This window comes from Loktanella sp. 3ANDIMAR09 (assembly GCF_001420005.1).
Classification (GTDB): domain Bacteria; phylum Pseudomonadota; class Alphaproteobacteria; order Rhodobacterales; family Rhodobacteraceae; genus Loktanella.
This window is the reverse complement of record NZ_LJAK01000003.1, coordinates 51,264-76,011: the sequence shown is the minus strand read 5'-3', so window position 1 is coordinate 76,011 and position 24,748 is coordinate 51,264. Positions and strand designations below refer to the sequence as shown.

The 24,748-nt window shown below is 62.1% G+C and carries 25 protein-coding genes; 18 read left to right on the top strand and 7 right to left on the bottom strand.

All coding sequences use genetic code 11. The annotated features are described in order from the left end of the window. Complete coding sequence (locus AN189_RS05665) at positions 1–1,098, bottom strand: hypothetical protein (RefSeq protein ID WP_056032416.1); 1,098 nt, start codon at positions 1,096–1,098, stop codon at positions 1–3. 124 nt (positions 1,099–1,222) lie between these two features. Further along, on the bottom strand, positions 1,223–1,753 hold the full coding sequence (locus AN189_RS05660; protein WP_056032413.1) for a gamma-glutamylcyclotransferase: 531 nt from the start codon (positions 1,751–1,753) through the stop codon (positions 1,223–1,225). Positions 1,754–1,816: 63 nt separating this feature from the next. On the opposite strand from AN189_RS05660, the gene AN189_RS05655 reads away from it, so the two are divergent. Next, positions 1,817–2,779 (top strand): DUF2125 domain-containing protein, encoded by a 963-nt coding sequence (locus AN189_RS05655; protein ID WP_056032410.1) that lies wholly within the window; start codon positions 1,817–1,819, stop codon positions 2,777–2,779. On the opposite strand, the gene gshB is transcribed toward AN189_RS05655, so the two are convergent. The 3 genes from gshB to rsmI all read right to left on the bottom strand — a co-directional run bounded on the left by gshB (position 2,771) and on the right by rsmI (position 5,032). Beyond that, on the bottom strand, positions 2,771–3,715 hold the full coding sequence (gshB, locus tag AN189_RS05650; protein ID WP_056032406.1) for a glutathione synthase: 945 nt from the start codon (positions 3,713–3,715) through the stop codon (positions 2,771–2,773). The genes AN189_RS05655 and gshB overlap by 9 nt on opposite strands. Positions 3,716–3,783: 68 nt before the next feature. Then, complete coding sequence (locus AN189_RS05645) at positions 3,784–4,170, bottom strand: YraN family protein (protein ID WP_056032403.1); 387 nt, start codon at positions 4,168–4,170, stop codon at positions 3,784–3,786. Next, a complete protein-coding gene (rsmI, locus tag AN189_RS05640) occupies positions 4,154–5,032 on the bottom strand; it encodes a 16S rRNA (cytidine(1402)-2'-O)-methyltransferase (RefSeq protein ID WP_056032400.1) in 879 nt (292 codons plus the stop codon). The genes AN189_RS05645 and rsmI overlap by 17 nt, the downstream gene beginning before the upstream one ends. Positions 5,033–5,147: 115 nt before the next feature. Between rsmI and AN189_RS05635 the strand changes: the two genes are divergently transcribed. From AN189_RS05635 to murJ, 3 genes are read left to right on the top strand one after another with little or no spacing between them, the layout of a single operon-like run. Further along, positions 5,148–6,350, top strand: a complete 1,203-nt coding sequence (locus tag AN189_RS05635; protein ID WP_253279558.1) for a penicillin-binding protein activator — start codon at positions 5,148–5,150, stop codon at positions 6,348–6,350. A gap of 16 nt (positions 6,351–6,366) precedes the next feature. After that, complete coding sequence (locus tag AN189_RS05630; RefSeq protein ID WP_253279572.1) at positions 6,367–9,123, top strand: [protein-PII] uridylyltransferase; 2,757 nt, start codon at positions 6,367–6,369, stop codon at positions 9,121–9,123. Between the two features lie 27 nt (positions 9,124–9,150). Then, positions 9,151–10,737 (top strand): murein biosynthesis integral membrane protein MurJ, encoded by a 1,587-nt coding sequence (gene murJ / locus AN189_RS05625; protein ID WP_056032394.1) that lies wholly within the window; start codon positions 9,151–9,153, stop codon positions 10,735–10,737. Here the strand turns inward: murJ and AN189_RS05620 are convergent. Further along, on the bottom strand, positions 10,734–11,411 hold the full coding sequence (locus AN189_RS05620; RefSeq protein WP_056032391.1) for a rhomboid family intramembrane serine protease: 678 nt from the start codon (positions 11,409–11,411) through the stop codon (positions 10,734–10,736). The two genes, murJ and AN189_RS05620, sit on opposite strands and share 4 nt — an antisense overlap. 86 nt (positions 11,412–11,497) lie before the next feature. On the opposite strand from AN189_RS05620, the gene trpS reads away from it, so the two are divergent. The 14 genes from trpS (at position 11,498) to AN189_RS05550 (ending at position 23,075) form a co-directional block, all read left to right on the top strand. Further along, positions 11,498–12,511 carry a tryptophan--tRNA ligase gene (gene trpS / locus AN189_RS05615; protein WP_056032388.1) on the top strand — a complete coding sequence of 338 codons (1,014 nt, stop codon included), beginning with the start codon at positions 11,498–11,500 and terminating at the stop codon, positions 12,509–12,511. A 193-nt stretch (positions 12,512–12,704) separates the two neighbouring features. Beyond that, positions 12,705–13,571 carry a branched-chain amino acid aminotransferase gene (locus AN189_RS05610; protein WP_056032384.1) on the top strand — a complete coding sequence of 289 codons (867 nt, stop codon included), beginning with the start codon at positions 12,705–12,707 and terminating at the stop codon, positions 13,569–13,571. 52 nt (positions 13,572–13,623) lie between these two features. Next, the gene (locus AN189_RS05605) at positions 13,624–14,079 is read left to right on the top strand and encodes a universal stress protein (RefSeq protein WP_056032381.1); all 456 of its coding nucleotides are present in this window, start codon (positions 13,624–13,626) and stop codon (positions 14,077–14,079) included. 79 nt (positions 14,080–14,158) lie between these two features. Next, positions 14,159–14,722, top strand: coding sequence for a NifU family protein (locus tag AN189_RS05600; RefSeq protein WP_056032378.1), 564 nt, complete (start codon positions 14,159–14,161; stop codon positions 14,720–14,722). Continuing rightward, on the top strand, positions 14,722–15,006 hold the full coding sequence (locus tag AN189_RS05595) for a hypothetical protein (RefSeq protein ID WP_056032375.1): 285 nt from the start codon (positions 14,722–14,724) through the stop codon (positions 15,004–15,006). The genes AN189_RS05600 and AN189_RS05595 overlap by 1 nt, the downstream gene beginning before the upstream one ends. Then, the gene (gene tsaB / locus AN189_RS05590; RefSeq protein WP_056033193.1) at positions 15,003–15,635 is read left to right on the top strand and encodes a tRNA (adenosine(37)-N6)-threonylcarbamoyltransferase complex dimerization subunit type 1 TsaB; all 633 of its coding nucleotides are present in this window, start codon (positions 15,003–15,005) and stop codon (positions 15,633–15,635) included. Before AN189_RS05595 ends, tsaB begins: the two co-directional genes overlap by 4 nt. After that, positions 15,632–16,048 carry a GNAT family N-acetyltransferase gene (locus tag AN189_RS05585; protein ID WP_056032372.1) on the top strand — a complete coding sequence of 139 codons (417 nt, stop codon included), beginning with the start codon at positions 15,632–15,634 and terminating at the stop codon, positions 16,046–16,048. The genes tsaB and AN189_RS05585 overlap by 4 nt, the downstream gene beginning before the upstream one ends. Positions 16,049–16,221: 173 nt before the next feature. Beyond that, positions 16,222–17,217 (top strand): BMP family ABC transporter substrate-binding protein, encoded by a 996-nt coding sequence (locus AN189_RS05580; protein WP_056032369.1) that lies wholly within the window; start codon positions 16,222–16,224, stop codon positions 17,215–17,217. Between the two features lie 76 nt (positions 17,218–17,293). Then, positions 17,294–17,653 (top strand): hypothetical protein, encoded by a 360-nt coding sequence (locus AN189_RS05575; RefSeq protein WP_056032365.1) that lies wholly within the window; start codon positions 17,294–17,296, stop codon positions 17,651–17,653. Further along, a complete protein-coding gene (locus AN189_RS05570) occupies positions 17,650–19,236 on the top strand; it encodes an ABC transporter ATP-binding protein (RefSeq protein WP_056032362.1) in 1,587 nt (528 codons plus the stop codon). The genes AN189_RS05575 and AN189_RS05570 overlap by 4 nt, the downstream gene beginning before the upstream one ends. A 2-nt stretch (positions 19,237–19,238) precedes the next feature. Beyond that, a complete protein-coding gene (locus AN189_RS05565) occupies positions 19,239–20,369 on the top strand; it encodes an ABC transporter permease (RefSeq protein ID WP_056032359.1) in 1,131 nt (376 codons plus the stop codon). Continuing rightward, positions 20,369–21,337 (top strand): ABC transporter permease, encoded by a 969-nt coding sequence (locus AN189_RS05560; protein WP_056032356.1) that lies wholly within the window; start codon positions 20,369–20,371, stop codon positions 21,335–21,337. Before AN189_RS05565 ends, AN189_RS05560 begins: the two co-directional genes overlap by 1 nt. Before the next feature lie 68 nt (positions 21,338–21,405). Continuing rightward, positions 21,406–22,323, top strand: a complete 918-nt coding sequence (locus AN189_RS05555; protein WP_056032353.1) for a sulfite exporter TauE/SafE family protein — start codon at positions 21,406–21,408, stop codon at positions 22,321–22,323. Next, the gene (locus AN189_RS05550; RefSeq protein WP_056032351.1) at positions 22,323–23,075 is read left to right on the top strand and encodes a TIGR02186 family protein; all 753 of its coding nucleotides are present in this window, start codon (positions 22,323–22,325) and stop codon (positions 23,073–23,075) included. The genes AN189_RS05555 and AN189_RS05550 overlap by 1 nt, the downstream gene beginning before the upstream one ends. Here AN189_RS05550 and AN189_RS05545 read toward each other — a convergent pair. Further along, a complete protein-coding gene (locus AN189_RS05545; protein WP_056032348.1) occupies positions 23,072–24,607 on the bottom strand; it encodes an ATP-dependent RecD-like DNA helicase in 1,536 nt (511 codons plus the stop codon). The genes AN189_RS05550 and AN189_RS05545 overlap by 4 nt on opposite strands. Positions 24,608–24,748 lie beyond the last annotated feature (141 nt).

Genomic DNA, 24,748 nt, shown 5'->3' with positions numbered 1-24,748 from the left:
TCAGCCCTCCTTGCGGGTCTGCCGGATCGCCCGCGTCAGTTGCGCCAGCTCTGTGCGCAGTTCGCCGATCAGTTCCTGACGGCCTGACACCATTTCCTCGGTCAGGCGCAGCATCTGCGTATCCATCGACCGCAAACGCATCCGGCTTTCGGCATCCAGACCATCGACACCGCCGTCCTCCAGCTTGGCGATCAGGCGTTCCTGACCTTCGGCAATGCGGGTCAGCAGGGCTGCGTCCGTTCCCGTGCCCCGTTGCGCATCCACCAGACGGTCGATCGTGCGCGCCAACTGGCTCAGGTGTTCATCCGCCTCGCGTGACGTGTTTTCAGCGCGGGCGAACATCGCTTCCATTGCGTCCAGCTGGGTGCCCATGTGTTCGGCAAAGGCAGACAGCATCGCGCTGTCCTCGTTGCTGCCTTCTTCGCCGCTGGCGAAACCAAGACGCGTGATGGTGGACAGCCATTCCTCCAGCTCGCGATAGAACCGGTTTTGCCCGTGGCCTGCGAACAATTCCAGCAAACCAACGATCAACGACCCCGCCAATCCCAGCAGTGACGACGAAAACGCCGTCCCCATGCCGCCAAGCTGGCTTTCGAGGCCCTGTTGCAACCGGCCGAACACGTCCTCGCCGCTTTCGCCATCGGCCGGTGACAGGGACCGGATGGTATCAACCAAGGCCGGAACCGTGGTGGCGAGCCCGTAGAACGTTCCCAAAAGGCCCAGGAAAATCAGCGTATTGCCGATATAGCGCGTGATCTCTCGATCCTCGTCGATGCGCTGTGCCACGGAATCCTGGATCGAACGGCTGGACGTGGCACTGATCTGCATCCGTTTGCCCACCGACCGGAGCAATGTTGCCAGCGGAGCCAGCAGCGACGGGGCCTTGGTCAGGTGATGCCCGGACCGGCCCGCGGCAAAGCCTTCGATCCATTCAACGGATTTCATCAGCTGATAGACCTGGGCAAAGGTCGAATACACGCCGATGACGAACACCAACAGGATCGCGCCGTTCAGATAGGGGTTCGACAAAAAGATGCCGCGCATCTGCGGGTAGCTGACATAGAGACCGGCCGCCACCAGCGCCAGCACGATCAACATCGACGTGATCTGCCGGACGGGTTGCGAAAACTGTGGTTCTAGCCTGGGTTTTCGGTCTTCGGACAAGGGGCTGGTCCTGCTCTGTTTTGCGCAGCCTAACGGGCAAATGGCAGGCTGGAAACGATTATTCCTGCCCGATCAGTGCACGGACCCGTGTGGACAGCCACACCATTTCGGGATCCGCGATCCCCATCTGGTCAAGCAGGGCCGCCGTGTTGAACAGGTAATCAGGGTTTGGTCCCATGCCCCCCACCGCCCGTGCGATCATTTGTGCCTGAGTTTCCAGATCCAGTTGCACATATTGTTCATGGGCCGGGTCGATCACATAAGCGAGCGATTGCAATGGTCCCTCGGCCGTTTCCAGCGTCAACGCGTGCTCGACATAGGCCGAAGAGATCAATTCGCGTTCGCGCAGCATCGCCAGAACGGCGTCCGCCTCTGCGTCGGCGGCGCGAAATGCCACCCCGGTGCAGGTCGCACCCGGCACCGCATCCAGCGCCAGAACCAGGCCCGGTTCCGCAACGGTGCCCCGGTGATGGATCGACAGCATGCAGAAACTGCGGTGATAATCGCGCAGCACCGCACGACGTTGTTCCACCGGGGTAAACCCGGTTTTCCACAACAGCGATCCATACCCAAAAACCCAAAGACTCATGCGGGTGGTCCTTTCTTTGCCTGCGCTATAAACCGCAAGGACAGCGATGGCGAGGGTGAGATCATGAAGGCTTTGTTGGTTGTGGTTCTTGCGCTGAGCGCGCTTTATTCGGGGTATTGGTTCATCGCCACCCAAGGCCTGAACAGCGGGCTGGAATCGGCGATGACGGCTGCCGAAACACGCGGCTGGGAGATCGATACGGAAAAGCTCGACACCTCCGGGTTTCCATCGCGCTTTGACGTCACCGCGACGAACCTGTCTGTGCGCAGTCCGTCCGATTTGATCGCATGGCGGGCCCCTGTCGTTCAGACCGCAGCCCTCAGCTATCGGCCCAACAGCGTGATCGCCACATTGCCACCAGAGCAGACGCTGCGCCTGGGCCAACAGGTGCTGGCAATTGGATCGGAAAACCTGCGTGCCAACGTCAAGGTCGCGGCCTCGCCGTCACTTGCGTTCGAGGCCCTGACGGCCGAGGCCGCCACCCTGAACATCCGTTCCGATGCAGGCTGGCAGGCGACTACGGGGGCGGCATTGATCGCGATGCGCGCAGCAGGTCCGGCGGCCAACACCTACGAAGGCTATGTCAGTCTGGCCGATATCATGCCCGTCCTGCCGCTGGCCGGGCTGCCTGACGCGGCCGCTCGGATGACCGCTGACATCACGGCGGTCCTCGACCGGCCACTTGACCGCACAACGCCGACGCAACCACCACTGCTCGAAACCCTGACGATCAGCGAAATCGACCTGAGCTGGGGGTCACTGCGCCTGGGCGGCACGGGCGAGGTGACGGTTGATGCAGGCGGTTATCCCGACGGGCGCATCCTGTTGCAGGTGGCGAACTGGCGCGACATGCTTGCGTTGGCGAACGACGCCGGGGTGGTGCCACCCAACCTGTTGCCTGCGCTGACCAGCGGTTTGCGGATGCTGTCGGGTGGCAGCGACAATCTGCAACTGCCGCTGACCTTTGCCGGGGGGGACATGATGCTGGGCCCCCTGCCCCTGGGCCCGGCCCCGCGTCTACGCTAGGCGACGGGCCTCGATCGCTTCCCAAATCAGGGCCGCCACATTGGTCCCGTCAAAGCGTTCAAGCTCCTGAATCCCGGTTGGCGAGGTCACGTTGATTTCCGTCAACCAGTCACCAATCACATCGATTCCTACGAAAATCTGGCCCTTTTCACGCAACAACGGCCCGATCCGCGCACAGATTTCACGGTCGCGGTCGGTCAGTTCCACCTTTTCGGGGCGGCCTCCGACATGCATGTTCGACCGCGTCTCGCCTGCGGCCGGCACGCGGTTGATTGCGCCGACAGGTTCGCCATCGACCAGGATGACGCGCTTGTCACCCTTGGTGACGGCGGGCAGGAATTTCTGCATGATCAACGGCTCGCGATTGATGTCGGAAAACAGCTCGTGCAGGGATGCAAGATTGCCGTCTGACTGGCTCAGTTTGAACACGCCCGCACCGCCGTTGCCGTAGAGCGGCTTGAGAATGACATCGCCGTGCGTCGCCCGAAATGCCTTGAGCGTGTCCAGATCGCGCGCAATCATCGTGGGCGGCGTGAGGTCCTGGAATTCCAGAACCAGCAGTTTTTCAGGGTAATTGCGCACCCAGAACGGATCATTCACCACAAGTGTGTCGGGGTGAATCATGTCAAGCAGGTGAGTGGTCGTAATGTACCCCATGTCGAATGGTGGATCCTGCCGCAGCCAGACCACGTCAAAATCGGCCAGATCGACGGTTGTCTCGGCGCCTAGCGTGAAATGGTTGCCCTTTTCGCGGCGAACCGTCAGCGGCCAGCCGCGCGCCGTCACGCGCCCGGTGTCGAACGCGATCCGGTCCGGCGTGTAGTAGAACAACTGATGCCCCCGCGCCTGCGCCTCTTCTGCGATCCGAAAGGTGCTGTCGGCGTTGATATCAATTGGTCCGATCGGGTCCATCTGAAAGGCGATTTTCAACGACATGGTCACTGCTCCTGCGTGCGGGTCCTGATGGGGATATGGCGCAGGCAGGCGCGGTCGGCAATGGCGGGTTACCAACCACCGAATGCATTTGGCACAATACGGACGGCACCGACCGAATCGACCAGACCGACATCGAACCGCATTCTGGTCAGCTGTCCTGTAGGTTCACCCGCCACGTATTCCATCGCAGCGCGGCAGATCCTGTCCGCCTGTCGTCGCGTGACACGGGCGGCGGCCTGCGCGAAACTTCGGCTCTTTTTGACTTCGACGAAAACGATGGTGTCGCCGTCCCGCACGATCAGGTCGATTTCGCCTGCCTGCCCCCGCCAGCGCCGCGCGGCTGTCGCACAGCCACGTCGATCATAGGCCATAGCCACTGATTGTTCCGCAGCCGCGCCTGCCAAATGATTGCACCGCCCCCGATGTTGCCGGGTCCGGTCACTGGTTGCCAGCATCCTCTTCATCCTTTCCCAGTTGCAGCGCAGTTTGATAGACCTGCCTGCGTGGCAGGCCCATCGCACCTGCAACGGCCGTGGCCGCATCCTTCACCCGCATGGTCTGCATCGCTTGGCGCAAGGCAACCTCGATATCAGCCTCGACGACCGCGACAGCACCTGCGCGGCCGATCAGAACCACGATTTCGCCCTTCACGTTGCGGCCATCAAAAGCATCGACCAGGTCTGACAAACGCCCGGTCGACACCTCTTCGAATTTTTTGGTCAGTTCCCGGCAGACACTTGCCTGACGATCACCTCCCAGAGCATCGCGCGCAGCAACTAAGAAATCATGAACGCGTTTGGGGGATTCATAAAAAACAAGCGTGAATGGCAGATCACGCAGATCCACCAGCTCTGCCAGCCGCGCCGCAGGCGAAGCTGGCAGAAACCCGCAAAACGCAAATCGGTCGGTCGGCAGGTCACCGACGCTCAGCGCGGTGACAACCGCGGATGGGCCGGGGGCGGCTGTGACCGGCAGGCCCGCCGCGCGCACGGCGCGGGCCAGTTCAAACCCGGGGTCCGCGATCAGTGGCGTACCCGCCTCGGATACGCAGGCCAGGGATGCACCGTTCCGGATTGCATCCACCAGGCGGGCGACGGCGGCGTCATTGCTGTGATCGTGAAACGCGATGACCCGCCGGTCCCCGAGGGGAATCCCGTGAATCTCCATCAGCTTGCGCGCCGTGCGGGTGTCCTCGGCCGCGATCAAGTCGCAACTGGCAAGGATGTCCAGCGCCCGCAGCGTGATGTCCCGCGCCGTGCCGATGGGCGTCGCGACCAGATACAAACCTGCCGACAGCGATACGTTGAGATGATTCATGCCTAGACCCGTCCGGCTCTCGCCTTATGATAGCGTTAAAGGGCGACAATGCGGCCTATGGACGTTAAGGACAACGCCGATACCGCAACGCCCGCCACAGATGTTAGGATTTGCCATGACCGCTGCCGCCCCTTCATTGATGACATCACGGCTGCGCCGTGCTGCCGCTTATGTGACTGCAACTGTTGGATTGATGTGGATGGGTGCCTGTGTCCCCGTCGGCACCGTCGGCATGACACAGGACACCGGCCAGACGATTGACGCTAATGCGCCCGTTCAGGTCGCGCTTCTGGTGCCCGGCGGATCCACGCAAGGCGCAAATCAGGCGATTGCCTCCAGCCTCGAAAACGCGGCGCGAATGGCGATCAGCGACCTCGACGGGGTCAGCATCGACCTGCGGGTCTATAATTCGGGCTCTGATTCGGCGCAGGCCGCGGCCGTTGCCACCCGTGCCGTGGACGAAGGGGCCAAGATCATCCTCGGCCCGCTGTTTGCTGACGCGGCCAATGCCGCAGGGGTCGCCGTGGCACCCCGCAACGTGAATGTGCTGGCCTTTTCGAACAACACCACCATCGCGGGCGGCAATGTTTTTGTCCTCGGGGCAACCTTTGAAAACACGGCCGACCGTCTGGTGCGTTATGCCAGCGGTCAGGGCATCAGCCGGATCGGCATCGTGCACGGTGACGATCTGGCCGGACAGGTCGGTCGCGATGCGATCGCCCGTGCAGTTCAGGCAAATGGTGCCAGCGTGGCGGGTATCGCCAGCTATCCGCTGAGCCAGCAGGGCATCACCGCATCTGCCGCGCAGATCGCAGCCACGGTCAAATCGAACGGTGCAGATGCCGTGTTCCTGACGGCAGGCGTCAATGCCGACCTGCCGTTGTTGGCCACAGCCCTGCCCGAGGCCGGGATCAACCCCGCGGACACGCGTTATCTGGGTCTGACACGCTGGGATGCGGCCCCACAGGCGCTGGCGCTGCCCGGACTTCAGGGCGGGCTGTTCGCGGTGCCAGATCGCGCCATGGCCAGCAACTTTGAGGCGCGCTATAGCAGCGTCTACGGCGGTCAGCCTCACCCCCTCGCAGGTCTTGCCTATGACGGGATCGCGGCCATCGGCGCATTGGTGGCGCAAGGCCGGTCTGACGCATTGACCAAGGCGGCGCTGACGCAGCGCCAGGGCTTTATGGGCACCTCGGGCGTCTTCCGCCTGCGCGCCGACGGCACAAACGAACGCGCCCTGTCTGTCGCGACGGTGCGCAACAATGCCGTCGTCATCCTTGAAAACGCACCGCGCAGCTTTGGCCGTGCCGGCAGCTAGGCCCGCGCCGACCGGACTGGACACGACGCCGGAGGACCTGATCCTGCCGGCGTCGTCGATTTTCGATGCCCCCGCCGTCGCCGAGCAGATTGCAGCCGCAAGCGAGACCGCAGCAGATGACCGCGCACTGCGCACAGCCGTTGTCGGCATCCTGAAGGACGCGCAAAAGAACGGACGTGCCGCGATCCGCGCGGCATTTCTGGATCAGCCATTTCGCGCCACGCCCACGACACGCGCCTACAGCTGGCTGACCGATTGTCTTGTCTGCGCGGTGCTGGACGTGGCCCGCAACCGTTTGCATCCCAATCCCAATCCGACCGAAGGCGAACGGCTGTCCGTCATCGCGGTGGGCGGCTATGGCCGCGGTGAAATGGCCCCCCATTCGGATGTCGACCTGCTGTTTCTGACGCCCTACAAGATCACGCCCTGGGCCGAGGCCGTCATCGAATCCAGCCTCTACATGCTCTGGGATCTCAAGCTGAAGGTCGGACACGCCAGCCGGACGATCAAGGATTGCCTGCGACTGGCCGGCGAGGACTACACCATCCGCACCAGCCTTGTGGAATACCGGTATCTGACCGGTGACGCCGACCTGTCCGTGACGCTTGGTGATCGGCTGTGGACCGATCTGTTCAAATCCTCTGCCCCCGATTTCATCGAGGCCAAACTGGAAGAACGTGGTCAGCGCCACAAGAAACAGGGCGGCCAGCGCTATATGGTCGAACCCAACGTCAAGGAAGGCAAAGGCGGTCTGCGCGACCTGCAATCGCTGTATTGGATCGGGAAATACATTCACGGCGTGCAGGACGCGTCGGACCTGGTCAAGCACAAGGTCTTTACCCAGGACGAATACGAAACCTTTCGTCAGGCCCATGAATTCCTGTGGGCCGTGCGCTGCCATCTGCACCTGATTGCCGGCCGCGCGCAGGACCAGCTGACGTTCGACATGCAGGTCCAGGTGGCCGATGCAATGGGGTTCCAGGACCGCGCCGGGCGGCGCGGCGTCGAACATTTCATGCAGGCCTATTTCCGCCACGCGACCATGGTGGGGGATCTGACGCGCATTTTCCTGACCGCGCAGGAACGCACCCACGCCAAGGCGGCACCGATGCTGGAACGTCTGCTGACCCGCAAGCCCAAGACGAAACCGCCCTTTGCGATCAAGCAAAACCGCCTGACTGTTTCGGGACCCAAGACGTTTCTGGCCGATCCGCTGAACCTGCTGCACATCTTTGAAGAAGCGATGCGCACAGGCACATTGATGCACCCAGACGCGATGCGCCTGATTGCAGCCAACCTGCACCTGATCGATGACACCGTGCGTGCGGATCCAGAGGCGAACCGCATTTTCATGCGCCTGATGCTGAAATACGGCAACCCCGAACGCGCGCTGCGCCGCATGAACGAATTGAACATGCTGGCGACGTTTATGCCGGAATTCGCACCGATCGTGGCGATGATGCAGTTCAACATGTACCACAGCTATACCGTGGACGAGCATACCATCCAGGTCATCAGCCACCTGTCGCGCATCGAGCGCGGCGAGCTGGTCGAGGAATTGCCGGTCGCCTCGCAGATCATCGAGGCCGGGGTCAATCGCAAGGTCCTGTATGTCGCGCTGTTGCTGCACGACATCGGCAAGGGCCGACCAGAGGATCATTCGGTGTTGGGCGCGCGCATTTCGCGCAAGGTCGCACCGCGCCTGGGTCTGTCGAAAAAGGAATGCGAGACGGTCGAATGGCTGATCCGCAATCATCTGCTGATGTCGGACACGGCACAAAAACGCGACATTTCCGAACCGCGCACCGTGCGCGGCTTTGCCAAGGCGGTGAAATCCAAGGAACGGCTGGACCTGCTGCTGCTGCTGACGGTCTGCGACATCCGCGGCGTGGGCCCCGGCACCTGGAACAACTGGAAGGCCGTGCTGCTGCGCAACCTGTATTCCGCGACCCGCGACGCGCTGGACAACGGGCTGGAGGACCTTAGCCGCGAAACCCGTGAAACCGTTGCAAAACGGGCCTTGCGCGATGCATTGGCGGACTGGGACGCTGCTGATCTGAAAACCGAAATGAACCGTCATTACGGGCCTTATTGGCAGGGCTTGCCGCTGACGACCCATGTTGTGTTCGCCAATCTGCTGCACGCCATCTCGGACAGCGAAATTCGGGTGGACCTGACGCTGGACCATGACAGGGATGCGACCCGGGCCTGCTTTGCGATGGTCGATCATCCGGGTCTGTTCAGTCGCATGAACGGCGCATTGGCACTGGTCGGGGCCAATATTGTGGACGCACGCACCTATACGTCAAAGGACGGCTATGCGACCGCTGCCTTCTGGATACAGGATGCCGACGGCCGCCCCTACGAAGAAGCGCGCCTGCCGCGTCTGCGTTCCATGATCCAGCGCACCCTAATGGGCGAAGTCGTGGCGAGCACCGCGCTGAAGGATCGCGATGTGCTGCCCGTTCGCATGCGGGCATTCCGGGTGCCGACGGTCATCACCTTCGACAATGACGGGTCCGAAATCTACACGATCATCGAGGTGGACACCCGTGACCGCCCCGGCCTGCTGTATGATCTGACCCGGACGCTGGCGAATGCCAATGTCTATATCTCGTCCGCGGTGATCGCGACCTATGGCGAACAGGCTGTCGATACCTTTTACGTCAAGGATATCACCGGACTGAAATTCCATTCCGAGGCCAAGCGCGAGGCGCTGACGACCAAGCTGCGTCACGCCATTGACCGTGGCGCGGAACGGGCGCAAGGGTAGCGCCGCAGTCAAAGAAGGCCCCAGCCCATGAAACCCATCCGCCTGATGTCCGGCTTTTTCACCGTGGGGATCTGGACACTGATCAGCCGCGTGATGGGGTTTGCCCGCGACATCCTGATCGCGGGCTATCTGGGCACCGGGGTCGCGGCACAGGCGTTCATCATCGCATTTTCATTGCCGAACCTGTTCCGCCGGTTCTTTGCCGAGGGCGCGTTCAACATGGCCTTTGTGCCGATGTTCTCCAAGAAACTGGAAGGCGGCGAGGACGCGCGGGCCTTTGCTCAGGATGCATTCGTTGCAATGACCCTGATCCTGTCCGTGTTCACGGTGGTGGGGATCATCTTCATGCCGTGGCTGGTGACGGCGATGGCCAGCGGTTTCCGGGAAGATGCCCGTTTCGATCTGGCGGTGGAATACGGGCGTATCGCCTTTCCCTACATCATGTTCATTTCGTTGACGGCTTTGCTGTCCGGCGTGCTGAACGCGACCGGCCGGTTTGTCGCCGCCGCCGCCGCACCCGTCATCCTGAACGTGGTTTTCATCATCGCCATGCTTGTTACGGCCCTGCTGGGCCGGGATATGTCGGACAGTCTCGGGATGGGTATCGACCGGGCGCTAGGACTGCAGATCGGTGACAGCCTCGCACTGGCGGTGCCATTGGGCGGAATCCTGCAGATGGGGATCGTCTGGTGGGCCGCATCGCGTGCGGGTTTCACCATGACCCTGCGCATGCCGCGCTGGACGCCGGAACTGAAAAAATTGGCCATCATCGCGGCCCCTGCCGCGCTGGCCGGTGGTGTGGTTCAGATCAATCTGCTGGTGGGCCGTCAGGTCGCCAGTTTCTTTGACGGGGCGGTGGCGTGGCTGTCCTATGCCGACCGGCTGTATCAGTTGCCACTGGGCGTCGTCGGCATCGCCATCGGCGTTGTCCTGCTGCCTGACCTGTCGCGCCGCCTGCGGGCCGGTGATGCGGCGGGCGGGCGCGACGCGTTCAACCGCGCCGCAGAACTGAGCCTTGCGCTGACGGTGCCGGCGGCCGTGGCGCTGCTGGTCATCCCCGTTCCGCTGACGTCTGTGCTGTTCCAGCGCGGTGCCTTTACCCCCGAGGACACGATGGCCACGGCCCTGGCCGTCGCGGTCTATGGGTTGGGCCTGCCCGCGTTCGTGCTGCAAAAATCCCTGCAACCGCTGTTTTTCGCGCGCGAGGATACCCGGCGCCCGTTCATCTATGCGCTGGTTGCGATGGTCTTGAACCTGGTGATCGCGCTGGGGCTGGCCCCTTATGTCGGGTTCATCGCCGCCGCATTGGGCACGACGGCCGTGGGCTGGATCATGGTCGCGCAACTGTGGATCGGATCACGCAGCATGGGTGCCGCCGCGACATGGGACGACCGTTTCCGCGCCCGCATCTGGCGGATTGTCCTGGCGTCGGTCGGGATGGGCGTGGTGCTGTTTGGTGCCGCTGTCGTGCTGGGACCGTTCCTTGCGACCGAAGGCCTGCGTTACCTCGCGCTGGCCGTGCTCATCGCAATCGGAATCGTCAGCTATTTCGGCATCGGTCAGATGATTGGCGCGTTCCGTCTGCAGGACTTTCGCAGGGCGCTGCGGCGTTAACGCTGGCGCAAGCGGCCCAGCAGCGCATCCCATCCCCCCGGCGCAAGGATGATCGACGCCCCGAAACCGGCGGCGAAACCGGCCAGATCCGCGACCCAACGCATCGTGCCGCCAAAGATCAGCGCAAAGATCAGTTGCAGCGCCAGCAAAAAGCCGATCAGGCGAAACGCCTTGATCTGCTGCCCGCCCTGCTGCCCGATCCGGGTCCACAGGATGTAGGTGAACGCCCCGATGAAACCGTAGACCGCCGGATATGCGCCAAACAGCGGTTGCGTACCATCAGCGACCAGACCAAAGGCCAGCGCCCCCGCCACGGCCGAAACCACGAACAGCGCCAGCGTTGCCGCCGGATGGAACACATCGCCCACGAACTTGCCCAGCGCCAGCAGGAGTGCACCGCCGAACAGCGCATCGGTGAAACTGCCATGCACAAAGGCGTAGGTCACAAACCGTTTGAGCAGGTCCAGCGACAGGTCACCCCGCATGACGACGTAATCCACAACGGCGGGGGATACCGCGTATTCCTGCAAGGCCTGCAACCGCCAGCCGATCCCGCCGGGTCCACCGACCAGTCCCATAGCACCCGCCGACAGGGTCAGTTCGACCGCAACGACGATCAGCACAAGTGCAGTGACCACGGGGGGAATGGCGTTGACGGGACTTTGGATTGCCATGGCGGATGCCTCGGGTTGTTGCGAATGGGGCCGTGCTCTGGCATGGGTATGCGGAAATATCGCAGCCTACCAGCCCGGATGACCCCATGACCCAAAGCCAGTTCACCCCCCGCGTGTTTTCCGGGATCAAACCGTCGGGCGGATTGACGCTGGGCAACTACCTGGGCGCGATCAAGCGGTTCGTCGGCATGCAGGGTGCCATGGAAACGATGTATTGCGTGGTGGATCTGCACGCGATCACAGTCTGGCAAGACCCCAAGGAGCTGAGCCACGCCACCCGCGAGGTTGCGGCGGGCTATCTGGCCGCCGGCCTAGACCCAAGCCAATCGATTCTGTTCAATCAGAGCCGCGTGTCGGCGCACGCCGAGTTGGGCTGGATTTTCAACTGCGTCGCCCGTGTCGGCTGGATGAACCGCATGACACAGTTCAAGGACAAGGCCGGCAGCAACGCCGAAAAGGTGTCGTTGGGCCTGTACGCCTACCCGTCGCTGATGGCGGCCGACATTTTGCTGTATCATGCCACGCAGGTCCCCGTGGGCGAGGACCAGAAACAACATGTCGAGCTGACGCGCGATATCGCGGCCAAGTTCAACCACGATTACAAGACCGACTTTTTCCCGATGACCGAACCGGTGATCGACGGCCCCGCGACCCGCGTGATGAACCTGCGCGACGGGTCCAAGAAGATGTCGAAATCCGGCGAAAGCGACATGGAGCGCATCAACATGCGCGACGGCGCCGACCTGATCGCGAAAAAGTTCAAGAAGGCCAAGACCGACCCCGAACCTTTGCCCGACACGCTGGACGGGCTGAAAGGCCGGCCAGAGGCGCGCAACCTGGTCGATATCTACGCCGCGCTGTCCGACACCACGTCAGAGGCGGTGATCACGGAATATGCAGGTGCAGGCTGGGGCCGGTTCAAGCCTGCGCTGGCCGATCTGGCGGTCGATCGGCTTGCACCGATTTCGGACGAGATGACCCGTCTGATGGACGACCCCGCAGAGATCGACCGCATCCTTGCAGACGGGGCCGAGCGCGCCCGCAAGATCGCAGAACCGATCCTGTCGCGCACCTATGAAATCGTGGGCCTGTTGCGCTGACCCAAGGTGCGGGATGCCGATTTTTCGCGAAAAATCGGTAAGCCGCCGCATGCTGCGACGGCTGCCTCCGGCGGGGATATTTTGAAAACAGCGATTGATCAGGGGGGCGCATCAGCGCAGTCATGCTTGACGGCAGGACTTTACCTCTGGCCGGTTGCGGCCTAGGGCTATCACAAAAAGGCGGAGGGTGATCATGGCGACGGGAACGCAGATCAGGACCTATTTCAATGGCGCATGGCACGACGGAGACGTCGCTGTGATGCGTGCGGCGGACCACGGGTCATGGCTGGGGACGACGGTGTTCGACGGGGCCCGCTATGCCAATGGCGTTGTCCCGGATCTGGCGGCACATTGCGCCCGCGTGAACCGATCAGCCGAGGCGCTGATGATTACCCCAACCGTCAGCACGGCAGACATGGTGGCCATCGTCCGCGAAGGACTGCGCGCCTATTCACCCCAGACGTCCGTCTATATCCGCCCGATGTACTGGGCACTGGATGGCGGCGACCTTGGGATCGTGCCCAAGGAGGGATCGACCGGTTTCGCCATATCGCTCGAGGCTATTCCGATGGCACCGGCGGGCGCATCCACCACCCTGACCACCACACGGTTCCGCCGTCCGGTGATGGAAGACAACGTCGTCAACGCCAAGGCGGGCTGCCTGTATCCCAACAACGCCCGCATGCTGGCCGAGGCCCGGTCCAAGGGGTTCGGCAACGCCCTGGTCGCGGATGTGATGGGCAACGTGGCGGAAACCGCCAGCGCCAATGTGTTCATGGTGCGCGACGGCGTTGTGTTCACACCGATCCCCAACGGCACCTTTCTGGCTGGTATCACCCGCGCCCGCCACATGGTCAATCTGCGCGCAGATGGCGTCGAGGTCATCGAAAAGGTTTTGACCTTTGAGGATTTCCGTGCAGCGGACGAGGTGTTTTTGTCGGGCAACATGATGAAGGTCACGCCGGTCAGTGCCTTTGACGACCGATCCTACAACAGCGGGCCGGTCACGGCCCGTGTGCGGGAATTGTATTGGGACTGGGCCGCGTCCGAAACGCTCTGACCGTTGCGCGCAAGCGGCACCCAAGGCAAGATGCGCCAAAGAGGGGGATGAAATGCGCAAGTTTCTGGTCGTGCTGGATGACAGCCGCGAATGTCTGAACGCGATGCGATACGCCGCCATGCGGGCCTCCAAGACCGGGGCGGGCGTCACGGTGCTGTCGGTCATTCCACCCGATGAATTCAACCACTGGATCGGCGTTGGCGAGATCATGCGCGAAGAAGCACGCGAGCGCATCGAGGTGCATTTCGAGGTCTTTGCCAAATGGATGCGGGACCGGCAGAACGTGAACCCCGATCTAGTGATCCGGGAAGGCGAGGCCCTGCCCGAGATCATGGCCCAGATTACCGAGGACCCGGAAATCGGGGTTCTGGTGCTGGGCGCGGGCACCGACAACAAGGGACCCGGCCCGCTGGTCAGCGCACTCAGCCGTCAGGCCGGGACGTTCCACGTGCCGATCACCATCGTGCCCGGTGACCTGTCAAAAGAAAAACTGGACGCGATCACCTGAATGTTTAGAATGGTTCTAAACCTTGACGTGGGCCACCACAGGGCGCATATCGGTAACCTGACATAAAAGGACGGTTTTCATGTTCATCCAGACCGAATCGACACCGAACCCCGCGACGTTGAAATTCCTGCCTGGCCAGACCGTGCTGGAGGTCGGCACCGCCGATTTTCCATCGGCTGATGCAGCGGGCACATCGCCTCTGGCGCAGCGCCTGTTTGCCGTGAACGGCGTGACGGGCGTGTTTTTTGGCATGGATTTCGTGACGGTGACCAAGGCCGATGACGTGGAATGGGATCACGTCAAACCCGCCTTGCTGGGCGCGATCATGGAACACTACCAGTCGGGCCAGCCGGTCATGGGTGCCGACCACCAGCCGGTCAGCGGCCATGCCGATCACACTGGCGAGGATGGTGCCATCGTCGACCAGATCAAGGAATTGCTGGACACCCGCGTCCGCCCTGCCGTGGCGCAGGATGGCGGCGACATCACGTTCCACGGGTTCGAACGCGGCGTCGTCTATCTGCACATGCAGGGGGCTTGCGCCGGTTGCCCGTCGTCCACGCTGACGCTGAAGATGGGGATCGAGAACCTGCTGCGGCATTACATTCCCGAAGTGACCGAAGTCCGCCCCGTCGCTGCCTGATGGCCGACAAGGTCGAAGTCCTGAACGTCAACCAACCCGGCCATGTGGGCCGGGTTGATGCTGCGAAATACAACGCGATGAAATCTGCGATGTTGTCGACAGTCACCGCAGCGCCATTGACCGCGGCGCAGATCAAGGCCGGTGTGCTGCCGCAACTGCCTGACGATGTGTTCCCCGGTGGGTCCACGGCGGGTTGGTGGCTCAAATGCGTGCAACTTGACCTTGAGGCGCGCGGCATTCTGCAACGTCATCCGACAAAGCCGCTGACGTGGTCGCTGGCGTGACCGACAGCCCGTTCATCATTGCCTTTGATACCTCTGGCCCGCAGTGCGCTGCTGCGCTGATGACACCATCAGGCATCACCACCCGCACCGACGCCATGTCCAAGGGGCAGGCCGAACATCTGATGCCGATGCTTGACGAGATGCTGCGTGACGCCGGTCTGGACTGGTCCGGACTGGATGCCATCGGTGTGGGTATCGGGCCGGGAAACTTTACCGGTATCCGGATCGCCGTCGCCGCCGCACGGGGGCTGTCCCTTGCGCTGAACATTCCGGCAATCGGCGTGTCCAGCCTCGAGGCACAGGCCGAAGGGCTGGCAGGACCCGTGATTTCGGTGCTGGACGCGCGGTCTGGCCGATATTACGCACAGTTTTTCGACGGCACCATCCAAGGCACGCCAGAGTTTCTGGAGACCGGGCAAACCCCCCGTTGTCCGGCTGGCATCCGCCCCGCTTATGTCGGGGCGGCAGCATTCGGTGAGGTGATCGAAGCGGCCATGCCGCCCCCGACCGCCATGGCGATCATCGCAGGCCGCCGGATGCAGACGCCACAGCCACGCCCCGCGCCGCTGTATCTGCGCCCCGCGGATGCAGCACCACCACGCGATGCGCCGCCCGTCGTCGTGCCGTGACGCCCGAAATTCTGGCACAGGTTCACGCCGCGGCCTTTGACCGCGACCGCCCGTGGTCGGCGGATGAATTCGCAGACCTGCTGGCCAGCCCCCTTGTCAGTGTCGTTGGGGATGACCGTGCATTTGCCATGGGCCGCGTCATCGCGCCAGAACTCGAGATACTGACGGTGGCCTGTCGCCGCGACCTGCAGCGGCAGGGTCTGGGACATGCTTGTGTACATGCCCTGCTCTTGGCCGGGCAACAAAAAGGGGCGCAAACCGCCTTTCTGGAGGTCGCCGCTGACAATCTCGCCGCGCGCCACCTCTACGACCGACTGGGATTCGAAAAGGTTGGTCTGCGGCGCGCCTATTACGATCGGACCAACGGCCCGGCTGTCGATGCACTGGTGCTGTCAAAAGCCTTGAACGCTTGAATCTCCGCCTGCTTTTTGACCGATTGGCAAAAAAAGGGGTGCGCCGTTAAGTAACGGTTGACCACCGGCCCCGCCCGTTGCCTTATCGTTGCCTGAAGCGGGGTGAATGCCACCTTGCTTGCCTCAATGACGGGCGGCAACAGACTGCCCGCATCAACCAACGGGAGACCGACATGACCCTCATGCATAAACTGTTCGGCGCAACCGCAGCGCTGGCCCTGACGGCCGGTGCGGCGATGGCCGACCCCGCAATCGTCTTTGACCTTGGCGGCAAGTTCGACAAATCCTTTAACGAGTCGGCGTTCAATGGCGCGACACGTTGGGCCGAAGAAACCGGCGGCACCTTTGCCGAGGTGGAATTGCAGTCCGACGCCCAGCGCGAGCAGGCCCTGCGCCGTTTCGCTGAATCCGGCGCAAACCCAATCGTCATGGCCGGTTTTTCCTTCGCAACACCCTTGGGTGACGTGGCTGGCGACTATCCCGACACGAAATTCGTCATCATCGACGCCGTGGTCGACGCGCCCAACGTTCAGTCCATCGTGTTCAACGAAGAGCAGGGCAGCTATCTGGTCGGCATGATGGCCGCCATGGCCTCTGAGACCGGCACCGTCAGCTTTGTCGGTGGCATGGATATCCCGCTGATCCGCAAGTTCGCCTGTGGTTACGCACAGGGTGCCAAGGCTGCAAACCCCGATGTGACCATCATCGCGAACATGACCGGCACCACACCTGCCGCATGGAACGACCCGGTCAAGGGCACCGAGCTGGTGCTGGCGCAGAAATCCCAGGGGTCTGACGTCGTGTTCCAGGCCGCTGGCGGCACCGGTGTCGGCGTTCTTCAGGCTGCTGCCGACAACGACATGCTGGGCATCGGCGTTGACGCGAACCAGAACTACATGTACCCCGGTTCCGTGCTGACATCCATGCTCAAGCGCGTGGACAATGCCGTCTACAACTCGTTCATCGCGGGTGAAGCTGTCGAGCCCGGCATTCAGGCCCTGGGTCTGGAACAAGAGGGCGTCGGCTACGCCATGGACGAATTCAACGCCGAACTGGTCAGCGCCGACATGCAGGCTGCCGTGGATGCCGCAGCAGCGCAGATCATTGCAGGCGACATCACGGTTCACGACTATATGTCCGACGAATCCTGCCCGGCCCTGTCGTTCTAAGATAGCCGATCAGGCCAAGATACGGGGCCGTGCCGATTATCGGCGCGGCCCCAATGCGTAAAATAAAAGGGATGTCATGACAGACCGCATCGCCGATTTCTTTGCTGCATGGGGCGAAACGGACGCCGCAAAACGCCGCGCGACCATTGCGGCCTGCATGGCCGACCATTTCGTCTATTGCGATCCCCGTAGTCCGGGTCAGATCACGACGCTGGACGGATTGGCCGAATATATTGGCATGTATTCGCAAATGGCACCCGGCTGGACCGCCGGGGTGATCCAGACAGACGCGCAAAACGGATTCGCCCGCAGCATCGTGGGATTCGGCGATGGTGGCGATTGGGCGCAGCATGGCACCTATTTCGCGGCACTGAACGCCACAGGCCAGATGACGACGCTCGCCGGATTTGTCGGCGCAGGAGGGCTGCCGCAATGACCGCACCTGCAATCGAACTCAAGGGGATCTCCAAGGCGTTCGGCCCTGTTCAGGCCAACAAGGACATCAGTATCCGCGTCATGCCCGGCACGATCCACGGGATCATCGGCGAAAACGGCGCGGGCAAATCGACCCTGATGAGCATCCTCTATGGATTCTACAAAGCCGACAAAGGCGAGATTTTCATCGGCGGCACCAAGACGGATATCCCCGACAGCCAGTCCGCCATCGCGGCAGGCATCGGGATGGTGTTCCAGCATTTCAAGCTGGTCGAGAATTTCACCGTTCTGGAAAACATCATCCTCGGGGCAGAGGACAGCGGGCTGTTGCGCCCGTCGCTGTCGCGTGCGCGCCGCGAACTCAAGGCGCTGGCCGACGAATACGAACTGAATGTCGATCCCGACGCGATTGTCGAGGATATCGGCGTGGGCATGCAGCAGCGGGTCGAAATCCTCAAGGCGCTGTACCGGCAAGCGGATATTCTGATCCTTGATGAACCGACCGGCGTGCTGACCCCGGCCGAGGCGGATCACCTGTTTCGTATCCTCGAAAACCTGCGCCGCGAAGGCAAGACGATCATCCTGATCACGCATAAACTGCGCGAAATCATGGACATTACCGACACGGTCAGCGTCATGCGCCGCGGCGAGATGACAGCCACCGTGAAAACGGTCGATACCAGCCCGCAGGAGCTGGCCGAACTGATGGTCGGGCGCAAGGTGTTGTTGCGGGTGGAAAAAACCCCGGCCAGCCCCGGCGATGTGATTCTGGATGTGCAGGACCTGAACGTGACCGACGCCAAGGGCGTTCACAGGGTCAAGGGCATCAGTTTCAACGTGCGTGCGGGTGAAATCCTGGGGATTGCCGGGGTGGCTGGCAATGGTCAGTCCGAATTGCTGGAGGTTCTGGGCGGCTACGAAAAGGCATCGGGTCAGATCACCGTCAACGGCACACCGATTGACCTGACAGGCCAAAAATCCGACGGGCAAAGCAGGCGGCGGCGCGGCATCGCCCATGTGCCCGAGGACCGTCAGGCCGAAGGTCTGATCATGGATTATGCAGCCTGGGAAAACACGGCATTCGGCTATCACCACGACGCCAAATATCGCAACGGCCTGTTCATGAACAACGCCGCGATCCTGCAAGATACCACTGAAAAGATGGAACGCTTTGACGTCCGCCCCCCAGATCCCAAGCTGGCGGCCAAGAACTTTTCGGGCGGAAACCAGCAAAAGATCGTGCTGGCCCGCGAGATTGAGCGGAACCCGGACCTGTTGCTGATCGGTCAGCCCACGCGCGGCGTGGATATCGGCGCGATCGAATTCATCCATCAGCAGATCGTCGCCTTGCGCGATCAGGGCAAGGCGATCCTGCTCGTGTCCGTCGAACTGGAGGAAATCCTCGCGTTGTCCGACCGGATTGCAGTCATGTTCGACGGTCACATCATGGGCGAACGCGACCCCGCGCAGACCGATGAAAAGGAACTGGGCCTGCTGATGGCGGGCATGACCGGGAATCCGTCACAGGTCAGCGTAAAAGACATCGAAGAAAACCTGGCACATGCCGGAACGGGAAAGGTCTGATCATGGATGTCATGCCAAAATGGGCCGAGGTCATTCTGGTTCCGCTGATTTCGCTGCTGCTGGCGGCGGTGCTGTCGGCGCTGGTGATCCTGGCCATCGGTGAAAACCCGTGGGATGCGCTGAAACTGATGGTGGATGGCGCGCTGGGGTCGACCTATGGCTGGGGCTATACGCTGTATTACGCGACCAATTTCATCTTTACCGGTCTTGCGGTCGCCATCGCGTTTCATGCGCGCATGTTCAACATCGGTGGAGAAGGTCAGGCCGTTCTGGGCGGTCTGGGTGTCGCACTGGTGTGTCTGTACATCCCGTTTCCGCATTGGTCGCTGGCGTTGATCACGGCCAGCGTCGGTGCGGCGCTGTTCGGGGCCGCCTGGGCCTTTATTCCCGCGATCCTTCAGGCCAAGCGGGGAAGTCACATCGTCATCACGACGATCATGTTCAACTTTATCGCCGCTGCGCTGCTGAACTACCTGCTGGTCGGCGCGCTGAAACCCGCAGGCAGCATGGAACCCGCCACCGGCAAGTTTCCCGAAACCACGCATCTGCCCAGTTTTCAGGACATGTTTTCGTTCGGTGAGGCCACGCTGTTTCGCGGCGCACCGGCGAACATCAGCTTTTTCGTGGCAATCGCGGCCTGTATCGCACTTTGGGCGCTGATCTGGCGCACGCGTCTGGGATACGAGATCCGCGCCTACGGGCATTCGGAATCGGCGGCGAAATATGCGGGCATCAGCCCGACCAAGATCATCGTCGTGTCATTGCTGATTTCGGGCGGTCTGGCCGGGATGATGGCGATCAACAACGTGCAGGGCGAGGCAGAGCGCCTGGTGCTGAACGCTGTCGAAGGTGCAGGTTTCATCGGCATCGCCGTGGCGCTGATGGGCCGCAGTCATCCGCTGGGCGTATTTCTGGCCGCCATCCTGTTCGGTTTTCTGTATCAGGGCGGGGCAGAGCTGGCACTGTGGACCTCGATCCCGCGCGAATTGATCGTGGTGATTCAGGCGTTGGTGATCCTGTTCACCGGCGCGCTGGACAACATGGTGCGGATGCCGCTGGAACGGTTTTTCCTGTCGCGTCGCAAACCGCCCAAGCCTGACGCAAAATCGACGCCTGCCGTGGGGACGAACTGATGGATCTGCTGACACTGCTGCAACTGCTGGATTCGACCCTGCGACTGGCAACACCGCTGCTGCTGGCCTGTCTGGCCGGTCTGTTTTCCGAACGCGCCGGCATCTTTGACATCGGGCTAGAGGGCAAGATGCTGGCCGCGGCATTCCTGTCTGCCGCGATTGCCGCGGTCACGGGCAGCGTTTGGCTGGGCCTGCTGGCGGGCATTTTTGCATCCCTGCTGTTGTCTGCGATCCATGGGCTTGCCTCGATCACGTTCCGGGGCAACCAGTTGATTTCGGGCGTCGCCATCAACTTTCTGGCTGCGGGTCTGACGGTCGTCATCGCCCAGAGCTGGTTTGCCGAAGGCGGACGCACGCCGCAGCTGGCGGGGGCCGCACGGTTCAATCCGATCACCCTGCCGGGGGCCGAGGCACTGCGTGACGTGCCTGTGCTGGGCCCCATCTACTATGAGCTGATTTCAGGCCATACGATCATCGTCTATCTTGCGCTGCTGATCGTGCCGATCACGGCCTGGGTGCTGTTTTCCACCCGTTTCGGTCTGCGCCTGCGGGCCGTGGGTGAAAATCCGGCGGCCGTCGATACAGCGGGCATCAGCGTCGTGGGCCTGCGGTTCGCGGCCGTGGCCATCTGTGGCGTGCTGTGCGGGATTGCGGGTGCCTATCTGGCGACCGCCCTGCAAGCGGGGTTCACCAAGGACATGAGCGCCGGACGTGGCTATATCGCGCTGGCCGCGCTGATCTTTGCAAAATGGCGGCCCGTCTATTGTCTGTGGGCCTGCCTGCTGTTCGGTTTCCTGCAAGCCATCGCGCTACGGTCCGACCTGATCGAACGGGTGTTGCAATTCAACATCCAGTCGCAGCTGCTGGACGCCCTGCCCTACATCCTGACCGTCGTCATTCTGGCTGGTTTCGTCGGAAAGGCGATTCCACCGCGCGCAGGGGGTGAACCCTACGTCAAAGAGCGGTAAGGGTGCTATGACAGCCGGGCGCGGTTCTGCGCCCGGTTATCGTTTTCGTGCCACTGTCCGGATCAGACATGCAGATATACCTACCCATCGCCGAAGTTTCGGTCGACGCGTTCCTGTTGCTGGGCCTCGGGGGGCTGGTTGGGCTGCTATCGGGCATGTTCGGTGTGGGCGGCGGGTTTCTGATCACGCCGCTCTTGTTTTTTGTGGGCATTCCTCCGGCGGTCGCGGTTGCGACATCGACAAACCAGATCGTTGCCTCCAGCTTTTCTGCTTTGCTGGCCCATGTGAAACGCAAGACGGTCGATTTCCGCATGGGCACCGTGCTGCTGATCGGCGGCCTGATCGGGTCGTCGCTGGGTCTGGTCGTGTTCAACTACCTGCGCGCACTGGGTCAGGTCGATCTGTTGGTGAACCTGTTCTACGTGGTGTTTCTGGGCACCATCGGGTCGCTGATGATGATCGAGAGCCTGAACGCCATGCGCCGGGCGCGAAACCCGTCGGGTCCGCGTCGCGCCCGCCGTCAGCACAACTGGGTGCACAAGCTGCCGCTGAAGGTCAAGTTCAGGGTTTCGGGCTTGTATATTTCGGTCGTGCCGCCGCTGCTGGTCGGCGTGTTCGTCGGCATTCTGTCCGCGATCATGGGCGTGGGTGGCGGGTTCGTGATGGTGCCTGCGATGATCTATCTGCTGGGCATGCCGACCAAGGTGGTGATCGGCACATCGCTGTTCCAGATCATTTTCGTGACATCCTACACGACCATGCTGCACGCCACGACGAACTATACCGTGGACATCGTGCTCGCCCTGCTCTTGATCGTCGGCGGCGTGATCGGCGCGCAATTCGGGGCGATTCTGGGTCTCCGGCTCAAGGCTGAACAGCTGCGCATCCTGCTGGCGTTGCTGGTGCTGCTGGTCTGCGGAAAACTGGCACTGGATTTGTTGCTGCAACCGGCCGAACTTTATTCCATCAGCACAGGAGGCGTTTGATGTTTCGTCTCATTCTTCTTTTGCTGACGCTGACCGGTGCTGCCCGTGCAGAAACCATCGTTCTGGGATTAAGCCAGGATTCCGTGTCGATCACCGCGACCTTTGACGGCGATGACATCCTGATCTTTGGTGCTGTCCGCCGCGACGCACCCGCCCCGACAGAGGACGGCGATCTGGGCGTCATCGTCACCGTGGCTGGCCCCGACCAGCGCGTGTCGGTCTATCGCAAGGCGCGTCGGTATGGCATCTGGATCAACACCGACGAGGTCGAGGTCGATCATGCCCCATCATTCTATGCGGTAGCGACATCCGGCCCCTTGCAAGAGGTTTTGCGTGACACGTCAGACCTGCGCGAAGAAATCACGATCCCCCGCGCAATCCGGTCCGTTGGCGCAACCGTGCAGGACAGCGCCGCATTCACCCAAGCATTGATCCGCATCCGCGAGGCCGACAACCTGTATCAGACCCAGATCAACGGCGTCGATCTGGAACAGGATACGCTATTCATGGCGTCATTCGCCCTGCCTGCCAATCTGACCGAAGGCGATTATGTGGCGCGTATTTTCCTGACCCGTGACGGTCGCCCCATCGACGAGGCGAGCACCGTCATTCCCGTGCAAAAGGTCGGACTGGAACGCTGGCTCTACAACCTCGCGCATTCCGATCCGCTGATCTACGGGATGATGTCGCTGGTCCTTGCGGCGGCCGCGGGCTGGGCTGCATCAGCCGGATTTGCTGCACTGCGCCGCTAGTGGTCGTCGGTTTCGGCCTGCAAGACCAAAGGCGCAGGACCGGGTTTCAGATCATCGACCCGCAGGACCGGTTCCGCCGGTTTGCCCAGACGGTTCCGCACGACCCAGCGCAACTGCGTTTCCGCCCGCGTGATCGCAACATAGGCAAGCCGTTTCCAAAGCGGCTGGCCCGCCTCGACCCGGCCCATGCGGGACGCCATTTCGATATCGGGGGCAAAGACCTGCACCGTGTCCCACTGACTTCCCTGGGCCTTGTGGATGGTGACAGCGGCCCCGTGCAGGAACGTCGCCCCCATCTTGGCAGCAAAGGGGATAAAGGGTTCGGCGTCGCCCTCGTGTTCGATCTTGACGATACTGGCCGCCGACATCTGCGGGTCCAGCGCGCCGATCAGGTGCAAGCGGCTGAAACCGGGCCGCTTGCCCGGCCCGAGGTAGATGACCTGCGCGCCCTTGATCAGGCCACGCGCCTCGAGGTCGAGCCGTTTCTTGCGGTGTTTCATCGGCAGTTCGATGCCGTCGCAGATCAGCGGCTCGCCTTCCAGCAGGCTGTCGGGCGGTGCATCAAAGGCCGCGCGAAAGGCGTGAATCAACCTGATGCGCGTCTTGTTCGTCCAGACCAGAACCGGCGATCGTGCCATCAGATCGGATTCGACCCTTTGGGCCATGACAACACGTTCGTCGCGCGCGGCGGCCTCTGCAATCATCCGCTCGAAATGGTAGAAATCCAGCATCGGGTCGGCCAGCGCATGCGCCAGATCAAGGATCGGGTTGTCGGCATCCTGACGATGGATACGATTAAGTGTCTGCACCCGGCTCTCTGGGAGTGTCTCGAACACCATGCCGCCGCTGGACTGGACCGGCGGCAACTGCGCCGGATCACCGAACAACAGCAAGGTGGGAAAGATCTCGCGCAGATCTTCGAACTGTTTTTGATCCAGCATCGAGGATTCATCGACGAACCCGATATCCAGTGGTTCCTCGCGGCGTTTCCAGCCGGTGATGAAATCACTGCCGCGCAGACCGGCGGCGGCCAGTGCCGCGGGAATGGATTTGTGCAATTCGTAGGACGCGGCGGCACGGTCCAGTGACAGGTCCGTCAGGCCCTCGATTTCAGGCCGTTCGCCCTGTCCTGCCAGCCATTCGGCCACCCGTTCGTATTCGGGATCATAGACCGGCGTGTAGAGAATGCGGTGGATCGTCGTCGCAGGCACACCACGATTGCGCAAGACGCTGGCGGCCTTGTTCGTCGGTGCCAGGATCGCCAGCGTGCGGCGGTTGGGACGCTTTTTGCTCTCGTAGTCGCCCGACACGATATCGACGCCAGCGGCCTCCAGCGCGCGATAGAGTTCGGCCAGCAACATCGTTTTGCCGCTGCCCGCCTTGCCGATCACGGCCATCACATCGGAATCGTCCGTCTGCGGCGGTTGCAGCAGGTCACCATCAAGGTCGATGCCCGCCTGTCGCAGGATGACGGCAACATTGTCCCAGGCCTGCGCCTGGTCATCGGAAAAGGTGATCGCGGGGGTTTTCATGGCCGCGACACTACCTGTGGTGGCCCGGCCCTGCCAGCGCTAACCTGACCTGCGCAACGGGATCGTGCGATGCCTTGTTCAGTTCCGCAGGCGCGCACCGCCGCAGTCGGACCGCAGACGAAAAAGGGCCCGCCAAACCGG